The organism is Massilia alkalitolerans DSM 17462, from assembly GCF_000427785.1.
Classification (GTDB): Bacteria; Pseudomonadota; Gammaproteobacteria; order Burkholderiales; family Burkholderiaceae_D; genus Telluria; species Telluria alkalitolerans.
The window spans coordinates 27,090-44,050 of sequence record NZ_ATYR01000015.1 but is presented as its reverse complement, the minus strand read 5'-3'; the positions used below and the strand labels follow the sequence as shown (position 1 = coordinate 44,050).

Sequence of the window (16,961 nt, the reverse complement as noted above, 5' to 3'; positions counted from 1 at the left end):
TATGATGCTGATACGTAACAAGATTCAACAGGAAATTTCATGCGCAAGCACATAAATTCGACGCACATCCGCACTGGCGCGGCCGCTCTCGCGTGTCTATTGTTGCCGGAGGTGGCGCATGCTGGCCTCCTGGATGACGTCACCGACCTTCTCACCGACATTAACCGAGAGACCGACGAATCGTTCGCTATGCTCCGGGCAGTGCTGGGCGACTTCGCACTCGATCCTTTCCGCACCCAAGACGGGTCGACCGGAACGCTGCTGGCGGCGATGTTCAAAGAATTCAACATGTTCATCTTCTCGGCCGCCTGCATCTGGATGGCCTACAACATGATCGCCGGCCTGGCCCAGACGATGCACGAGGGTGTCGTCCTGGGCAAGCGCATGTCGACCGTGTGGGTGCCAGTGCGCGTCGCCTTCGGTACGGCGAGCCTGATGCCAGTCTTCGGCGGATGGGCATTCTGCCAGGCTCTGATGGTCGTCGCCTGCCTTCTGGGCATCGCCGGCGCGAACCGGGTGCAGCAGACCGCGATCGACAGTACCGAAGCGTTTCACACGACCGTCAACCCGATGGGTAACATCAAGCAGGCGGCCCAGCTCAAGAATATGGAGCTGTACATGGCCAAGGCAGTAGCATGTCAGCGCGCCTCACAAGACATGGCCGCTGCGATGCAAACGGCTGGCCAGCCGACGCCAACGGACTTCCCGGTGACGCTCAATACCGATAGCGGAACGGCGATCGTGATGAAGTTCGCTGGGCGGCAGCCGAGTGGCCAGTTCGGTAGCTCGGCATGCGGCGAGATCACGATGAACTTCTCGCCTCGGTCCAACAGCATCACGCAAAGCACGTTCGGGCTCCGTATTGCGGACGTCAATTACGAGGGTATCCGCAAGACGTCGATGGATGCGCACGCTGCGACGCTGCAGTCCACGTACGCTGCGGCCAAGGACCTTATCACCGGCGTCTCGCCCAACAGCAACAAGGAGCAGTTCGACGCATCGGTCAAGACGATTGCTGATGGCTACTTCGGTATTTACACCAACACATTCCAGGGCAAGCTGGCCGCGCTCGCAGCCCAGGCGAACAGCGTCAGCAATTCCGGAGCCATCTCCGATCAGCTTACGCAGCGCATGAAGGATGGTGGTTGGATCACCCTGGGTATCTGGTACAGCGTGTATGCCGAGGTCGGCGAGGCGATGAATGAAATGCTCGACCCAGTCGTGACGTTCGAGAACATGCCGGACGACGAGGACATGCCTTCAACGACGCGAGAACTCCTGGCGGGCCTGGAGGCAGCGGTAGGCGTCGCCAGTGCGCAGAAGCAGGGCATCCTCCCCACCTCCTCCACCGGCAATATCTCGGTTGGCCAGTGGATCCTGGGTGGCGCGCTGAATGGCATGATCGGGTCAAGCTCGACTGGCGCCGGCGAGACTGTCAATCCGATCATCACGTTCAAGAACATCGGCGACAATGCGCTTGCTGCGGCGCAGGCGATGTACTTCGCATACCGTGCGGCCGACTTCGTTGCTGGGACACGTGTTGGTAGGGCTGTGATCGGCGCGGCTGAAAGTGTTGCGAATAGCTCGCTTGGGCAGAAAGTGCTCAGTGTTGTGCCTGGTGGTGGCATCGCCAGCACCCTTAGCAAGATTGCGAAGGATGCCGGCGGGCTGATGCTGCCAGTGCTCGGTCTGATGTTCGTTTCGGCCGCGGTCATGGCCTTCTACATTCCCATGGTGCCGTTTATCCAATGGTTCGCGGCCATCATCCAGTGGTTCACGTCGATCATTGAGTCCTTGCTCGGCTCCTCCCTCTGGGCCATGGCTCACTTCGACTCGGACGGTGAGGGCATGGGCCAGCGTACCAGCTACGGCTACACGTACATGCTGAACAATTTCGCGCGCCCGATCATCATGACCTTCTCGTTCTTCATCGCATCGGCTGCGGTGACGGTGATGGGTACCTTCCTGTTCCGCTACTTCGGCGCGGCCGTGGGCAGCGCCCAGGGCAACAGCCTGACCGGCCTGATGTCGATCGCCGCGTACATGGTGATCTTCACCGTAATGGGTATGACCCTGGTCAACTCGACTTTCTCTGTGATGCTGAACTTGGCTGACCGCATGATCGGCTGGATCGGTAACAACCAGAACGCCGTGACCGGTCACGAGGTCGAGAGCAAGGTCGCTGGCGTGTTCATCAATGCTGCGCGCGGTGGTAGTGGGGCGGTGTCGACCTCGATGAAGATGAAGATGGCGAAAGACCTGAAGAATAACGGGCAGCAAGGATTAGCCGCTGCGGTCATTGATCAGAAGAAGGACTACTAATGAAAACGCCCTGGATAACCAGGGCGTTTTCTTATCATTTACCGAGCGTGAATTCGTATATCTTCTGCGCGACCGGGTCGCTCGGCGCGAACTCGTGGAAGTCAGGGTCATCCGGACGGTTGGCCCGGTTGTAGTTGATCTTCGTCTGGGTTGCGATGTTACCCCGGACGGTTGGTGAAACGACCAGCGGGTGACGCGGGTTAAGCTTGCCCAGCTCGCGGAGAGCAACCGCTTTAACGCCGATGTGGCCGCCCATGTGGTCGATCGGGGCAAGTTTTTGATACTGAACAGGCATGACGCCGGTGCGCTTGGCCTCTTCAAGGGCTTTCGCGTAGCCTTCACGGAATTGCTTTTCTTCCCGCTTCGCTTCGCGCCGCGCGCGCAGAACGCCACCGATCTCGGCCATGTTATCGACCAGGCCGGCGGTGTCGACTGCCCTTTGCGAATCCCAGAAACTCATATGTTGCCTCTTTGTTAGCTTGGCAGAAGAACTCCTGCCCACATCTTCATTTAATCAAGGTGGGTTTGACTCTGTCAAATAACCGGTCGGAAGATGTCCGATCGGCAGGCTGGATCAGCATGGCGCCATCGAGCTCACTACCTCGTCATCGCTTTCTTCGTCATCGCAGTCGGCGGCGGCCGGCGCCGGCGCACTGTAGGAATACCAGATCGGGGCGTCACCGTTCATTCCGGCCAGGTAGGACGCGTGCGTGGCCAGTTCCTGGGCAGACGCGGGGACTATCAGGATCTCCGGCATGTCGCCAGCGATGTCGTTGAGCGCAACAGGTGAGGTGTCTTCGGCGAACACGTCGAGGAAGCTGCGCTGCTCCCTGTGCATGGCGATCAGGGCCTCGGCGCAGAGCACCGCATCGGTGAGGGCGCCATGCTTTTCTCGGTGCGCGGTCGAGACGCCGACGCGCTCGCACAGCGCGTCCAGGCTGGCGGCCTTGCCCGGCCAGCGCTTGCGGCTGTCTTGCATGGTGTCGAATTTGCCAGCGATGAACTGCTCCAGTGGCGGGTAGCGATGGCGCGCCAGCTCGGCGTTGAGCATGTCGACGTCGAACTTGAGGTTGTGGCCGCAGACGATCGACTCGACCATCAACTCGACGATCCTGAGCAGGTAGCCCTTGATGGGCGGCTTGTCTGCCAGGAACTCAGGCGTGATGCCGTGTACCTTCATCGCTTCCGGATTGATCGGCACGTCACCGGGGTTGAAGAACCACTCGATCTTCTCGGTGATCTTGCCGTCGACCAGGCGCACATGGCCGAACGAGATGACCCGATCCTTCTTCGGATCGAGGCCGGTGGTCTCCGTGTCGATTACCGAGCCGATGCCGGCCATCGGGTCGGAGCGTTTTTCGATTGCGCTAGTTGTAGGTTCCATAGCTTTATAACCTTCTGTATCATCTACGTAGTATGAGCATAAAAGAGAACAAAGGCAGGGCAAAGGCGTGATTGCAAATGGTAGTGACGCGACGACAGAAGGTGGGCTTGAAGGGGGCGCGCGCGTGAGCGCGGCGAACCCGGCCGTCCTGTGTCTGCCTCACAACAGGGTGGGACGGGACTTTATCGTCGGCGACGTTTGCGGCGCGTTCGATCAGGTTCTCATGGCCATGCGTGAAGCTGACTTCGAGCCTGGCCGGGACCGCTTGATCTCGGTCGGGCACCTCTTGTCCGGGCGCGAGTCGCTCACTGGCTGCATCCGGTTCTTGCGCACCCCCTCGGTCTTCGCCGTCATCAGCAACGGTGAGCAGGATCTCCTGGATCTCTTTGCAGACGGCCCGCCAGACGACGAGGCGGTTGCCGCGCTCGCCGAGCTGGACTATCACGGTATGGACTGGTTAGCTGGCGCCGGCGAGCAGCAGCGCCAGCAGCTCGTGGCCACCATGCGACTGCTGCCACTGGCGATTTCGATCGGCGACGGCGCGGCGCACCTGGGTTTCGTGCACGCAGGGCTGCCGCCGGCGACGCCGTGGAATGAGTTCCTGGTTGGCCTGCGCCGTGGCGACGAGTGGTGCACTCTCGCGGCCCTGCGCGGCACCGGGAGCGGCAACGAGCATGTCGAGGGTGTCGAACGGGTCTTCGTTTGCTATACGCCCGAGTGGGATCTCGTGCACCGCCGGGCCAATACGGTCGCCGTGCTGCCAGGTCCCGTCCTGCAGCTGGTCGGGGATATGATGGTGCCACCTAAGCTACTGGAGAGCCGTGAGGCTGCGCACACATGACCACCACCGAAACGCACCTGTTCGACAAGAAAGCGCACTGGATCGCAGACCCGATGACCGCGTTCGGCGGCTTCGTCGAGAGCGTGAAGTTCGTCGAGCTGGGCAAGCGTCCGAAACGCGTCACTGCCGATGGCAAGACGCAGGAGCCCCAGCCCCTTGGCGCGCGGTCAATCAAGGGCTACGTCGCCATGTTCTCGAAGTTCGTGCGCTGGATGCATGGCGAAGGTCTGTCCGTGGACCGGGTAACGAAGGACCACATCCTGCAGTTCCTGGACGCTGCGATGGAGCCGCCCAAGAAGGGCAGCACGAAAGACCTGAACAGCGAGATCCGCAACCGGTATGTGCGGCTCTTGGAGCGTGTCTACGACCACCTGCGCATTCAGCCGAACCCGGCGCGCGTGGCGTCAGTCGCGCTTGGGAAGATGCCTGGCGGCCGCGGGAAGGATTTGCCTAAGGAATGGCTGACGCTCGAGCAGCAGGCCGCTTTCATGCAGGCGCTGCCCGCTCGCTCGGCCCAGCTGGCGGAAGACTCCGCCCTGGTTTGGCGCCGCCGGCGCGACCGCGCCATGATGGCCTTGATGATCGGTGCCGGCCTGACGGTGAGCGAAGTCATCGAGCTGTACATCGAGAATATCGGCGCGCCAGATGACTCCGGCTCGGTGCCGGTGACGGTGTGGCCGGTGCCCGGTAGCCAGTTCGGTCGCAAGCACGTGACCATGCTACGGCCATTTGCCGTGCCCGAGGTCAAGAGCTGGCTTGCGGAGCGCGCCAAGATGGACGTGCCTGGCCAGATCCTGTTCCCGGCGATGCCCAGCGGCGGCAAGGTCAAGGCGTTCACTCTCTACCGCCAGGTGCGCACCACCTTCGCCGCGGCCGGCATCACCTTGAAGCGCGAGGGCGGCCGGACCTTGCGTAATACCTTTGCCCAGCGCGAGCTGGAGGCCGGCACGTCGCTTGCGGACCTGGAGGAATACCTCGGTCTGCACGATCGCCGCTCCGCCGAGCGCTACGCAGAATCTGCCCGCGTGCGTATCCCGCCGGCGCCTATCCCTATTACTTAAAACCGCCCGAATCAGGCGGCGCGCAGCGCCGTTGGGCACATCCAGGAAGTCAGATGAAGAAGCACGCAAAACTCGTAACAGCAGCATCCTTGGCCACCATGGTCGTCCTCACGGCATGCGGCAGGCAGGCCATCACTCCCCACGCGCCAGCACCGGCGCCAGCACGTCCGGCTACTGCCGCGGCCCAGGCCCAGGCCCCGGCCCCGGCCGCGGATGACGTGGCACTTTTCGGCTCGCTCAATGACGCTGACTGGTACATGGTCGTGAAGGGGAAGGATGCGGTCAAGCCCATCGTCATCCAGGCCGAGTCGAAGTCTGCTTGCGAGTTGAATGTTGCCGAGTTCAGTCTGAAGTCGATGGCTCCGCACGACGGCGCGGGGCGATCTGCCGCGCGTTGCCTGGTCGGCCGCGACGTGCGATCGCAGCTGGGTGTTTGACATCCCCCACGGTGTATCGAATCCTTAATGCCATAGTTTTCGGGGCGCCAGCGCGCTTTCCATAGGCCTCAACATGACCGATACATCTACCCTTTTTCCTCACGCCGTCCTGGCCGGTACCGGCCACCGGCCCGACAAGCTGGGTGGCTACGGCGCCGCCGTGTCATCGCGCCTGGTCGACCTGGCGCGCGCCGCGCTCACCAAGTACCGCCCGGAAGAGGTGATCTCCGGGATGGCCCTGGGCTGGGATACGGCGCTGGCGCTGGCGGCCATCGAGCTGGGCATACCCTTGACGGCCGCGGTTCCATTCGAGGGCCAGGAGCGCAGGTGGCGGCCCGAGCAGCAGGATCTGTTCCGCACGATCCTGGCGCGCGCCACCAAGGTCGTCGTCGTCAGCCCCGGCGGCTACGCTGTCTGGAAGATGCAGGTCCGTAACGAGTGGATGGTCGACCGCGCGACCGGCGTGCTGGCGCTGTGGAACGGGACCTCCGGCGGTACCGCCAACTGCGTCGAGTATGCGCGCGCGCGCCAGGTAGAGATCGTGAACCTGTGGTCCGCCTGGGAGCGCTATGCGTTCTCGCCGGCGACGCAGGCAGAGGACGAGGACCAGGCCCCTGACGGCACGCGTCCAACTTAGCCACCACCAGCACCATTCCTTGCGAGACCGCGCGGGTCATCCGTAACATGGGGTGATCAGTTGAATAAGGAACGCGCATGTCGACCATCAAAGAGCTTGGCCAGTATCCAACCCACCAATGGGCCGCCGAGGCAATCGTGGAGGGCTTCTTCCCATCGTTGGGTGCCGGACATCTTATCTTAGAGCCGAGTTGTGGCCCAGGCGCTTTCTTATCTGCAGTGCCAGCTGGCGTGAAGGCGATCGGCGTCGAGATCGACCCGTTCATGGCTGAACGCGCGCGGCGCAACACGGGCTGCCGGGTGATCGAAGGGGATTTCCGCACGGTCGAGATCGATGTAGAGCCCACGCACATCATTGGCAATCCGCCTTTCAACCTGAGCCTTATCGATGGGTTCCTCGACAGGGCGCACGAGCTGCTGCCGGACGGTGGCCAAGCCGGGTTCATCCTGCCGGCCTATGCATTCCAGACTGCTGCGCGGGTAGTCGGCTATGCCGAGCGCTGGGCGTTGTCGCAGTCGATGATCCCGCGGAACCTGTTCCCAGGCCTGAGCCTGCCGCTGGTCTTCGCTGCCTTCGAGAAGGGCAGGCGCCGCACGATGATTGGTTTCGCGCTGTACCGCGAGACTGCGGCCGTGCACAAGCTGTCCGGCGCGTATCGGGACGTCCTGGCCACGGTCGGCGGCCCAGTGTGGCCGCGCGTGATCCGCAAGGCCCTTGAGCGCCTGGGCGGGGAGGCCGACCTGCAGGAGATCTACCGTGAGATCGAGGGCACCCGGCCCACCAGCACCAGGTTCTGGCGCGAGCAGATCAGGAAGGTGATCAGGACGCCGGCGAGTGGATGCGCGGCGGTCGGGCGTGGGCGCGATGCGCTGACGCCGGCGGCGAACGATGTGCAGCACGCGATGGTCGCGTAAGCACACGCATGCATACACGACTTAGTTGTCACAGTCGTCATCGCGATCAAAGCGGTCGCTCGCAGAGGGGACCACAACCCCTTCCTGCCGCATCGTGTAAATAAAGCCTGGTCCCGTTCCAGTAAGGTGGCTCCCATCCAAGCTCTCCTGTCCGTAATCATAGCCTGCGGTAATCGGTGCGCCAAAACACTCTTTGTGAAAAATAAGGCACTCTCGCCCGAGCCCAATTCCACTACATTTTTCTAAAGACAGATGTGTTATATGGTAGTGATCCGGATCAGGCCAATCGAATTGAATATAATTCAGGCTTATTGTTCCGAGCGCATCGGCACCGCGGCTAACTATGATCTCGGTTCCGTCATCATCGATAGACAGCGTGTAATTCGCGCCATTTTTCGCGGTCACATTTTTTATATTCATGGGTCAAGCTTTGCGAAATATTTGGATGGCAACATCTGCACTTAGCCTAGTAGTCATCACTCGGTATCGTCAATCCTAGCTTGGCATATAAATGTTTATTCACGAGGTATTCTATGCCACTAAGAGCGATCTTCAAGTGATCCTCTGTATAAGTTCGAGACGTTCTCCCTTCAGTTAAATGGGCTACACCTTTGTTTGTCCATTCAAAGACGGCCATAAACGCGGCCCTCGCATCCTCTGGGTCGCCCGGATAGTCAGATAGAGCTTGTTCCGGCGTGAGCCGTTCCAGTGCGACACCGTTAGCCTTAAAATGCTCAATTGCGATGTCATCCGCTCGTCGCTTCCTTTCTATGGTTTTTAGTTTTCCTTCTATCAGGCTCAAGCCGAGAAATTCAAGAAGTGCTCGCGCGTGGATTAGACCAATTTCGCAAATTGGATTGGCGATCATCGAGACGTTTCCTACAAGCCTCGTTTTGCCGTCGACGACGATTTGCACTTCGCGGCCTTCCTTGGTTTCTTTCGCCAAATTCCAAACCGCTTGAAAGGTCTTGAGCGTCTCTAATCGATAGGGAATCCATTCTTCCAGCACATTGTCAAGATTAGTCATAATATTATCTTTTGCGACAAAACATTATCTGATCACGCGATTGATTTATAAGTACTGTGCTCGCCATGGTAACGCGTCTGTTGTGTCTGGTGGCGTACAGTAATGATCGGTCGCCACCGCGCAGACACGTGCATGCTGAGCAACGCTCGCATAGATACGCTTGCTACCACGCCCTCCGCGCCCAGGTAGCATCGGTGCATGACTACTTCACCTCTTCCAGCACTGGCGGCTGCCGAGCTTCCCCTCGCGGCCGCTGCGACCTCGCCGGTCGCGTTCCCCCGGTTTCTGCAGCTGCTCAATGACAGCGTCGCTGCTGCTGCCCTCGCCAATGTCACCCACAACGAGCTGAAACAGCACTTCGGCCGCGCCCTGGAGAATTCCTGGGAAAAGCACGTGTCGGCCCCGTTCTTCTACGGTCAGCGCGAAACGGTTCCCGGCGAGCTGCTCGACCTCTATTACGGCGACAGCACGGCCTTGCATCGCGTCGAGGCGACGCTGCGCAAGGTGAACGCGTGCGGTAGTGATCATCCAGCTGTGGACGCCATGCGCCAGGTCCTGAGCGAATTCGTCCCAGTGGCGCAGCGCATGACGGCCCTGAAAGAATGCATCGTGAAGCGCCCGGTGAAGTCGGCGGAAGAGCGCGCGGCCGCACAGCGCTTCGTACCGACCCCGGCGACGCCGGCAGCGACCAGGCACCTGTGGACGGTGCTGGTGCAGGTCACCGAGCGCAATCAAACCCAGCTCGTCGAGCACTTCACCAGGGAATATGCCAGGCGCCTGGACTTCTTCATGGCCGGGAGCCCGACGCTGCGCATGAAGCTGCTCAAGGATCCGGAAAATCGCGCCGCCGTCGACGCCGGCGCCGTGCCGATCAACGTGGCGCGCGGCGAATACGAGCTGAAGCTCGACTTCAAGGATGGCCTGGTGGCGCTGGCCAAGAAGGATGCGACAGCGCTGCGCGACGAATTCATCTTCAAGGTGATCGAGAAGATCGCGCCGATCGTCGAGACCAAGGGTAACCTGGCCGGCGCGCGTGAGGTGAGCAACACGATCCACGTGGGCCGCCTGAGTGGCATGCTGGAGGTGGAGTTCGCCGACGGCGCCAGCTTCGCGGTCGATAACAACGTCGTGTACTCGCATAGCGAGCGCGGCCGGCAGTTCGCACGGTTCCCGTTGACCTTCCATAACGTCATTCTTCCAGGCGGCGGCCGGATGAAGCAGCCGTCCGAGGAGCGCATGCACGAGATCTTCTGTGCCGCAGCAGCACCAGCACTAGCACCAGCACCAGCACCAGCACCAGCACCGGACGCCGAGCTCGAGGACGACGAAGAGGGCGAATCGGGCCCGGCCCCGCGTGGCTGACCAGCGTCACGCTGACGGCGCGCCGCGGCGCGCGCCGATCGCTGTGCGCATCGCCTCGCCCGAGTGGGAGCCGGCCGTCGGCCCAGTGGGTACCGTGAAGAAGCAGTTCACGGCCCATGTCGACGGTGCCCAGATCGGCCGGCTGCTGCTGTATCGCGAGGTGGATGGCCGCTTCGACATCTCAGGCATAGGCGTCAAGGACGAATACCAGGGCCGGAGGGTGGCCACGCAGCTGCTCGACTTCGCTTTCGTGGAAACCGGCGCCGACCATTTCACGCTCTCTACCGGGACAACTGGTGATGGGACGGCATTGGTGAGCTCCTATGGGGAGGGCAGGCGCGCCGGGAGGCGAGTCGTTGAGCGGCCGGCGCGGCTCGGGCTGGCGCCGGCCGACGATGAGCACGACGTCGAGCGCGATGAGGCGGAGGAAGCTGGCGAGGTGTACAGTGCGCCGCGGTAACGCACCCGTAAGACGCAGGCCAACTCTCGCCCGAAAGAATGTTGCCTGAAGGTTGAGGCTGCCGAATATCGTTTGTCGCGACGGCGCGACTAGACCGAATATTATTCTTCGGTGAGGAGGGTGAGCTGACGCGGATCGATGTCGTCGAGACGGTCTTGCTCGCGCGCGTCGCGGCCAGCCTCGGTCACGCTGAAGCATTGTCGATCTCCGACTGGTGTCGAAGCGACGTACCCGCGATCCACCAGGCGCCGGAGAATCCCGTTCACCGCGCACGCTGCGCCCTGGGGCTGCATTTCGCGGTCCGACCAGAGCCGGTGTCCCACTTCAGCCGCGCCAGTGATCGGGCCTTTCTCCAGCAGCGCCACCAGGTCGTTTTCGATCAGCGAAAGCCGCTTCCGGTTGACCGTATGCTCTTGCTCCTGCTCTTCTCCCAGCCGCGCCTCTTCCGCTTCGCGATCTGCTTGTTCCTGGGCCTGCGCAGCCGCCCTTTCCTCGGCCGCTCTTTGCTCCGCGGCCAAGGCAGCAGCTTCAGCTTCACGGGCCGCCTGTTCGTCGGCCAGCAGCTGCTCGAGCACGTCGGTGCCGCCGGCGGCAAAAATCAACGCGTTCTCGATCGCAGCACGCTGCTTGCCGTAGACGTCGCCTTCGCGCTCCATGAGAATCGTCAGCGCCCGAGCTGCAATCGGACGCAGACGCAGCCGGCTGACGATCGCACCACCGGCTTCAAGCAGGGCCTTGTCGGCGGCCGAACCGCGCTCGGTCGAGGTCTTGGTCGCGCGCTGTTCCTTCGGCGTGCTCGCCGCAGCGTCTGTCGCACCAGTGGCGCTTGCGCTCGATGCTTCGGCGATGTCCTGGTGCTGGTCTGGGGTATCCCCGGTCGGGCTTTCGTGCTTCATGCTTGGGGCGGGTGCGGCGGGTGTAGGTGAAGGTCTGGTCTTGGAGGCGCTCTGCAGGTGCCGAACGACATTATATGCAGCAGGATGTTGAGTGCAACATTATTTCGGCGGTGCCGGCAGCCCGCGCGCGAGGCCGGGCAGGGCGCATGGTGATCGGAGCTACGCGGCCGGCGCCAGAGCGTGCACGAGATCCTCTCGGTGGATCGAGGTAAGGCAGTCGTTCGCGTCGTCGCACTCCAAGACGTTGTCGATCACCACGACCCGGCCAATGACCGCTTCCGTGTGATCCTCGTTTTCAAGAAGCCATTCTTCGGCTGCCGATTCGGCCTCGCCCTGCGAGGCGAAGTTCGACTCGAACGGGTTCCAGGGGTGGCAATGGCCGTCGGTGACGTTGACGCTGTACTCCTCGATTCGGTAGCCGGTCAAGCCGTGCCCGTCGTCGACCAGCTTGGCCAGCTCCACCAGGTCGATGACTTCAGGCTTTTGGCTTGGGAGGAGCGTGTGCTCCTGGAACCAGGCATCGACACCTGCAGCTGGCGCGCCAGCGCGCGCAGCGAGCGCCGAGACCAGGGCATGCATCTGCTCGCCCAGTGGCGCCGCGGCCGCCGGCGCCGGCAGGCCCAGCTCGTCGCCCAGTGCCGCGGTGTGGGCAAGGACGCTGTTCCACGTGGCGGTCGACTCGCCAGAGAAGGGCAGGGTGTCATCCGACTCGCTGGCGCCGGCCGTATCCAGCGCCAGCGCGCCGAGAAGTGCCCGGATAGTCGGTGTAAGGCGCACGCCCTGGGCGAAGTTGAGCATGCCGGTTGCTTTGTCCGGGTCGAAAGTAGTGGCGACCATGGTTCCTCCGTTGTCTGTGAGCGGAGGAGTGTAGGGCGAGTGCTGCGCCGTGGTTGCAAGGTGGCGCTGGCGGCCGGGCGCGGGGCGGTTCTGCAACCACGCCCGCGCCGGCTCCATACCATCGGGTCTTCACCAATTCGATGGAAATAACTATGACCCAGCACCGCGAAGAACACGTCTTTATGCGCTCCCAGAAAGATGGCGCTGACAAGGACTACAACCTGCACCTCGAGCCCGACGCCGCCGGCACGGGCCTGTGGCGCCTGTTCTACGAGAACGGCAAGCACGGGGCCGCGCTCAAGCGCAAAGAGAAGATTGAAGGCGCCGTGCCCTACGAACACGCCAAGAAGGTGTTCGACCAGACCATGAAGGAAAAGACCTCGGCCAAGGGCGGCTACGTGCCCCAGGGCGCCGGTGTCGAATACCAGAGCGCCGTGCCGGCCGAGCGCGTTTCCGGTCTGGCCCCGCAGCTGCTCGGCGCTGTCCCCGCGGCCGTGGTCTATCAGCGGATGGAAGACCCCGCCTACATGTGGCAAGAAAAGAAGGATGGCGAGCGCCGCATGATCCGGAAGACGACCGAGGGCGCCGGTCCCGACGCGGTGGTGACCGTGATCGGTACCAATCGTGACGGCCTGATCGTCCCGATCCCGAAGGTGCTGGCCGACTCCGTTGCGGCGCTGCCGGTACCGTTCTGCGTACTCGACGGCGAGGACATGGGCCAGGGTCGCTACGCTGCGTTCGACCTGGTGGCCACGAACGAGGATCCAGCCGGCGCGCGGCCGTGCGAGGCGCGCTGGATGGCGCTGCAGCAGCTCCTGCACTCGGCGCCGTCGCCGTGCTGGGTCTCCGTTGCGGTGGCGAGTACACCGGCGGAAGCACGCGAGCTCGATCGCGAAGTGCGCGCGCGCGGCGGCGAGGGCCTGGTCGGAAAGCTCAAGTCAGCGCCGTATAAGCCCGGCGTGGGCGAAGACCAGTTCAAGTTCCCCTACCTCGATCGCGTGACCGCATTCGTGGAAGGTCATGATGCCGGCAAGCGCAGCGTCCACATTGCCGTCTACGGCGCCGATGGCCAGCCGATGTCGCTCAAGAAGGTGACGATCCCGGCCAACTACGACATCCCGCCGGTGGGCGCCGTAGTCGTAGGGGATAACGTAAGAGTTTTTTGCGAGGACGCCGACCTTGCGGATGTATGGGCATTCATCAATCACCATATGACCGGAGCGAGCGCGATGCGTCCTATAGTACTGCGTGATGACAGTGGCGCGACCATCGGTGAGCTGTGGGACTGTTCGCTCTACTGCGCCCATTGGGAAAGCCCGGAGAAAATGCGGTCATACCTGGATCTGGCCGGTTTCGATCTCCCTGAATAGTGACTCTCCTTTCGCAAATGGCATTAGACCACCTGGTGCAGACTGCACCCCGAAGCGGCCGGCAGCCGAGTAACAATACCCTGATGCGTTCGATTTCCGTTTCGTTGGCCTTGCTCTCGTTGGCCGCATACTCAGTATCCGCCGTGGCCGCTGACTTGACTGTGTTTAAATGCGTCGACGCCCAAGGCCGTGTCGAATTTTCGGACGTTGCCCGGAAAGGGTGCAAGGCACTGGATCTGCCAAAGCCAAAGCCGTTGACGATTGCCCGCGCCAAATGGAGCATCGAGGAACGCTTAAACGATCCTGAGTCTGCGCGCTACAAGTCGACATACCTGGTTCGACGTACGGGCGCAGTGTGTGGTCGTGTAAATTCAAAGAACCGCATGGGCGGGTACGACGGCTTCAAGGGTTTCGTCGTTTCGGACGGTGAGGCGGGTGGTGAGGTCCGGATCGAGGGCGAGCCCGGCTTCCACGAGGCGTCCAGGAAGTTCTGCAGCGAGACACCACTCCCGGCCCGGCCATGAAGAAGGACTCGACATGACCTATATCCTTGCTACGACCGAGACGAAGGTTCGGTGGTATGTGGTACCCCTCAATCAGGCGGCCGACATTCGATCACTGCAGCCTGGGCAGTTTTCCCTTCTTGAGCATCTCGACTTGAGCGCAGTGCCGGGCTTTGGGAGCAAGGAAACGGCAAAGCAGGTCGCAAAGGCGATCGGCCTGACGACATGGCGCTACGTGAAGTTCGATGGACCCCATCACGTGTATGAGCTCGGATAGAAAGCTACTGCCTGAGCCGATTGCGACCCCAGTGCCTGTCGACGAGAATAGGGCAGCAGACTGGCACCTGGTGTGGGGCTGGTGGCCCATGCCTTCCTTCGTGCGTGATCTCCTGGGCGAGGAACGGTGTCGCGATCTGGTTGTGTCGAACAATGAGCGCGTGGTCGAGAATCGGTTCCTGATCCCGTTTGCACTGGAGCTGGAGCACCGGCGCCAGGCGATCAGTTCCGAGGCGGAGCTAGATGCTGCGGTCACGAGGGTGTGCGCCGTTGACTTCGATCTCAGGCCAGCTGCTGCGTTCTACCGCTCGGAGAGTGATGCGCGGTGGTCGCGGCTCGCGCGAGAAAGCGAGGCAGCACTGGCCAGGCTGCCGAAAGCGGCAGACCACCCTGAAGTATTCCGCCGCGAGCTCGAAGCCAAGCGGCTGCCAGCGGGCCGGTCAGAAAATATCGCCCGAATGCGCGAAATCCTGTCGCGCCACAGTAAGTGAAATGAAAGGTGATCCCATTGCTTGAACTCTACAGCACCAGCGAATCGACCACGGCGTGGCGCACGACTGAGCGTGACGCCCCTGGCCTGTTTGCCATCATCACCGACGAGAAGGGGCTGGCAGTGCCGGCGGCGCCGACATCGACAACATGATCATCGCGATCTTCGACGAGGCCCTTCCTGAAACGATCGGCTCGTTCGAGATCGACGGCCGGGAGGGGCTCAACCGATGGTACCTACTGAACGTAGGCCATGAGCCCGATAAGGAAGGTGATGGTCCGCTCCCCATCATGGATCTGATCAGCAACGTGGCAGGGCACCTCATGCTTCGGTATTACGAAGGCGATGCGGTGGCCGATATCGCGGCGAACAGGCCGTGTTGAGCGTTTGAAGCATGAGCACTGAATCGCGTGGGCGAGATCCCGTGAAGTCGGCTTACTACTCGCCGAAGGTTTTTCGCAGAGCGCACATGCGCGAGGAAGCGAGTGCTCCGCCGTTTCGCAGTATTCCTCGGTGGACGATTGTGGTGGTGCTGGTCGCCGCTGGCCTTGCAGCTGCGCGCTATTGGCCGCTTCACCTATCGATTTCCGGTGAGCCGAAACTGGCTGTTGCACTTGAAGCTGTCTCGGGCGACATGCCTTCCACCGGGATTCTTGTAGCGGCAGCGTTTTATGGGGCGACGAACGAGATGGCGCCGGTCAGGTTACAGGCCCCAAGGACGGGAAACACTGTATTTTTGAAATGGTGCAGTGGGAGAGCAAGCAACTGCTACTGCAGGTCTTTGTGCGGAGCCGGGAGACCGTGGAGGCGCAGCTGCCGCTTGGTCGATACCGTGGCGTGATCACATGCGGATCACAGTGGTACGGTGCCGCCAAGTTCGGCGTGATGGGATCTAAAGAGCTGGTCGCCCTGCCATTCGTTCTCCAGCGAAACGCCACGGGAGCTCTGCAAGGGGTCACCGTTGATTTAACGCGCCGCGTCGGCGGCAACTCGGCAACGATCCGCCCATGAGCTGGCTCCTGCCGCAGGCGCAGGCGTTGTAAGGTCAGCCACGGAAGAACATGTCCTCATGCTCCTGTTCGCAGAACAGCATGCCCCCGCCTCGGGCTAGCACGGTGATCCGACCAGGGCGCAGGGGCATTTTATAGCTGATCCACTGGATTTTGCCCTTCGCAAGAAGGGTGGTCATCCTGATCACGCGCTGGCCATACCTTACTGTTGTATCGAGCATTGCATTCCTTCCTCAGCTGTCGGTAAACGGTTAAACTGCACTCCGGAGTTTCTACGCGACAATGTCGATCGTCAAGTAAGGTCGTTTGCAACCACGACGCGCCCTGTAACACCCCCCATTCGCCCTTCTACGGATGCGAACCACGGCTCAGCATGACTAATTGTTTCCGGAACGTGCTTGTCCGACTGACAAACATTTAACAACTTGGTCAATGCGGATCGGATATACTGTACATTCATACAGTATAAATGCATTTGCGAAACTTTATGCTTTGCCCACCCCTTATACCAGCTCAGGGCGTCGACGCCGCCTTCGATCCGGCTCGGCTGCCCGATATCTGGAGGGCGAGCGAGTTGGCGGTGTCGCGCGCGGTAACGATCTCGAGTGGTCACCCATTGTTGGATGCGGAGTTGCCTAACAAAGGGTGGCCACGTTCCTGTTTGACGGAGCTGCTCCTGCTCGCCGGTGGAATAGGTGAGCTTCAGTTGTTAAAGCCTGTGCTACAGGCGCTGTCGGCCACGCGCCGCGTCGCCCTGGTACAGCCGCCGTATATCCCGCACGCGATGGCATTCCAGACTTGGGGTATCAAGACGTCGCGGCTGCTATGGATGCGCGCGGCAAGCACCGGCGACGCACTATGGACGACCGAGCAAATTCTCAGAAATGGCTCGTGTGGCGCCGTGTGTAGTGGATGAATAAAATCGTCACTACGCTAGCGCGTATCTCCTTGATTTCACACGTGCACATCGGCACGTCAGGCCAAGAAAATCTTCACTAGGTCCGGTGAATATTCGTGCAGGCAACTGAGCCGCGGACAAATAAAACTGTCACTAGGTGCGAATGGCACTGTCCGCTATCGACCTTTTGTGTTGAAAAACTTCTGGGCAAGAACTGCGCTGCAAGACTCGCCCAT

The 16,961-nt window shown here is 61.5% G+C and carries 20 protein-coding genes; 14 read left to right on the top strand and 6 right to left on the bottom strand.

Annotation, left to right across the window (positions count from 1 at the left end):
- The first annotated feature begins 39 nt into the window (after positions 1-39).
- Positions 40-2,322 carry a DotA/TraY family protein gene (locus YWC_RS0116025; protein WP_027866287.1) on the top strand — a complete coding sequence of 761 codons (2,283 nt, stop codon included), beginning with the start codon at positions 40-42 and terminating at the stop codon, positions 2,320-2,322.
- A 34-nt stretch (positions 2,323-2,356) separates the two neighbouring features.
- On the opposite strand, the gene YWC_RS0116020 is transcribed toward YWC_RS0116025, so the two are convergent.
- Together YWC_RS0116020 and YWC_RS29680 are read right to left on the bottom strand one after the other, a co-directional pair.
- Positions 2,357-2,782 carry a hypothetical protein gene (locus YWC_RS0116020; RefSeq protein ID WP_027866286.1) on the bottom strand — a complete coding sequence of 142 codons (426 nt, stop codon included), beginning with the start codon at positions 2,780-2,782 and terminating at the stop codon, positions 2,357-2,359.
- Positions 2,783-2,896: 114 nt separating this feature from the next.
- On the bottom strand, positions 2,897-3,706 hold the full coding sequence (locus YWC_RS29680) for a 3'-5' exonuclease (RefSeq protein WP_084416459.1): 810 nt from the start codon (positions 3,704-3,706) through the stop codon (positions 2,897-2,899).
- Positions 3,707-3,830: 124 nt separating this feature from the next.
- On the opposite strand from YWC_RS29680, the gene YWC_RS0116010 reads away from it, so the two are divergent.
- From YWC_RS0116010 to YWC_RS29670, 5 genes are all read left to right on the top strand, one after another.
- Positions 3,831-4,547 (top strand): metallophosphoesterase family protein, encoded by a 717-nt coding sequence (locus YWC_RS0116010; RefSeq protein WP_027866285.1) that lies wholly within the window; start codon positions 3,831-3,833, stop codon positions 4,545-4,547.
- The gene (locus tag YWC_RS0116005) at positions 4,544-5,608 is read left to right on the top strand and encodes a tyrosine-type recombinase/integrase (RefSeq protein WP_027866284.1); all 1,065 of its coding nucleotides are present in this window, start codon (positions 4,544-4,546) and stop codon (positions 5,606-5,608) included. Before YWC_RS0116010 ends, YWC_RS0116005 begins: the two co-directional genes overlap by 4 nt.
- A 53-nt stretch (positions 5,609-5,661) precedes the next feature.
- Positions 5,662-6,045 (top strand): hypothetical protein, encoded by a 384-nt coding sequence (locus tag YWC_RS0116000; RefSeq protein WP_027866283.1) that lies wholly within the window; start codon positions 5,662-5,664, stop codon positions 6,043-6,045.
- Positions 6,046-6,118: 73 nt separating this feature from the next.
- Complete coding sequence (locus tag YWC_RS29675; RefSeq protein WP_051306504.1) at positions 6,119-6,682, top strand: SLOG family protein; 564 nt, start codon at positions 6,119-6,121, stop codon at positions 6,680-6,682.
- A 77-nt stretch (positions 6,683-6,759) separates the two neighbouring features.
- Positions 6,760-7,596 carry a TRM11 family SAM-dependent methyltransferase gene (locus tag YWC_RS29670; RefSeq protein ID WP_051306503.1) on the top strand — a complete coding sequence of 279 codons (837 nt, stop codon included), beginning with the start codon at positions 6,760-6,762 and terminating at the stop codon, positions 7,594-7,596.
- 21 nt (positions 7,597-7,617) lie between these two features.
- Here YWC_RS29670 and YWC_RS32860 read toward each other — a convergent pair whose 3' ends face one another.
- The gene (locus tag YWC_RS32860; protein WP_156923720.1) at positions 7,618-8,016 is read right to left on the bottom strand and encodes a hypothetical protein; all 399 of its coding nucleotides are present in this window, start codon (positions 8,014-8,016) and stop codon (positions 7,618-7,620) included.
- 46 nt (positions 8,017-8,062) lie between these two features.
- Positions 8,063-8,623, bottom strand: a complete 561-nt coding sequence (locus YWC_RS0115985) for a hypothetical protein (RefSeq protein WP_027866282.1) — start codon at positions 8,621-8,623, stop codon at positions 8,063-8,065.
- 198 nt (positions 8,624-8,821) lie between these two features.
- Between YWC_RS0115985 and YWC_RS0115975 the strand changes: the two genes are divergently transcribed.
- The gene (locus YWC_RS0115975; protein WP_156923718.1) at positions 8,822-9,985 is read left to right on the top strand and encodes a hypothetical protein; all 1,164 of its coding nucleotides are present in this window, start codon (positions 8,822-8,824) and stop codon (positions 9,983-9,985) included.
- A 94-nt stretch (positions 9,986-10,079) separates the two neighbouring features.
- Positions 10,080-10,445 carry a GNAT family N-acetyltransferase gene (locus YWC_RS0115970; protein WP_156923717.1) on the top strand — a complete coding sequence of 122 codons (366 nt, stop codon included), beginning with the start codon at positions 10,080-10,082 and terminating at the stop codon, positions 10,443-10,445.
- 101 nt (positions 10,446-10,546) lie between these two features.
- Here the strand turns inward: YWC_RS0115970 and YWC_RS29655 are convergent, their stop codons facing one another.
- Together YWC_RS29655 and YWC_RS0115960 are read right to left on the bottom strand one after the other, a co-directional pair.
- A complete protein-coding gene (locus tag YWC_RS29655) occupies positions 10,547-11,341 on the bottom strand; it encodes a hypothetical protein (RefSeq protein ID WP_036214637.1) in 795 nt (264 codons plus the stop codon).
- A gap of 159 nt (positions 11,342-11,500) precedes the next feature.
- Positions 11,501-12,178: a hypothetical protein gene (locus YWC_RS0115960; RefSeq protein ID WP_156923715.1), complete on the bottom strand. Its 678-nt coding sequence runs from the start codon at positions 12,176-12,178 to the stop codon at positions 11,501-11,503.
- 182 nt (positions 12,179-12,360) lie between these two features.
- Between YWC_RS0115960 and YWC_RS0115955 the strand changes: the two genes are divergently transcribed.
- The 6 genes from YWC_RS0115955 (at position 12,361) to YWC_RS0115935 (ending at position 15,200) form a co-directional block, all read left to right on the top strand.
- Positions 12,361-13,548: a hypothetical protein gene (locus tag YWC_RS0115955; RefSeq protein WP_156923713.1), complete on the top strand. Its 1,188-nt coding sequence runs from the start codon at positions 12,361-12,363 to the stop codon at positions 13,546-13,548.
- An 83-nt stretch (positions 13,549-13,631) separates the two neighbouring features.
- A complete protein-coding gene (locus tag YWC_RS32130; RefSeq protein WP_169728123.1) occupies positions 13,632-14,072 on the top strand; it encodes a DUF4124 domain-containing protein in 441 nt (146 codons plus the stop codon).
- A gap of 13 nt (positions 14,073-14,085) precedes the next feature.
- On the top strand, positions 14,086-14,328 hold the full coding sequence (locus YWC_RS29645; RefSeq protein WP_169728122.1) for a hypothetical protein: 243 nt from the start codon (positions 14,086-14,088) through the stop codon (positions 14,326-14,328).
- 88 nt (positions 14,329-14,416) lie between these two features.
- Positions 14,417-14,818: a hypothetical protein gene (locus YWC_RS29640; RefSeq protein ID WP_027866276.1), complete on the top strand. Its 402-nt coding sequence runs from the start codon at positions 14,417-14,419 to the stop codon at positions 14,816-14,818.
- Positions 14,819-14,835: 17 nt separating this feature from the next.
- Positions 14,836-14,970: a hypothetical protein gene (locus YWC_RS34045; RefSeq protein WP_267872170.1), complete on the top strand. Its 135-nt coding sequence runs from the start codon at positions 14,836-14,838 to the stop codon at positions 14,968-14,970.
- Positions 14,967-15,200, top strand: coding sequence for a hypothetical protein (locus YWC_RS0115935; RefSeq protein WP_027866275.1), 234 nt, complete (start codon positions 14,967-14,969; stop codon positions 15,198-15,200). The genes YWC_RS34045 and YWC_RS0115935 overlap by 4 nt, the downstream gene beginning before the upstream one ends.
- Positions 15,201-16,961: the final 1,761 nt, after the last annotated feature.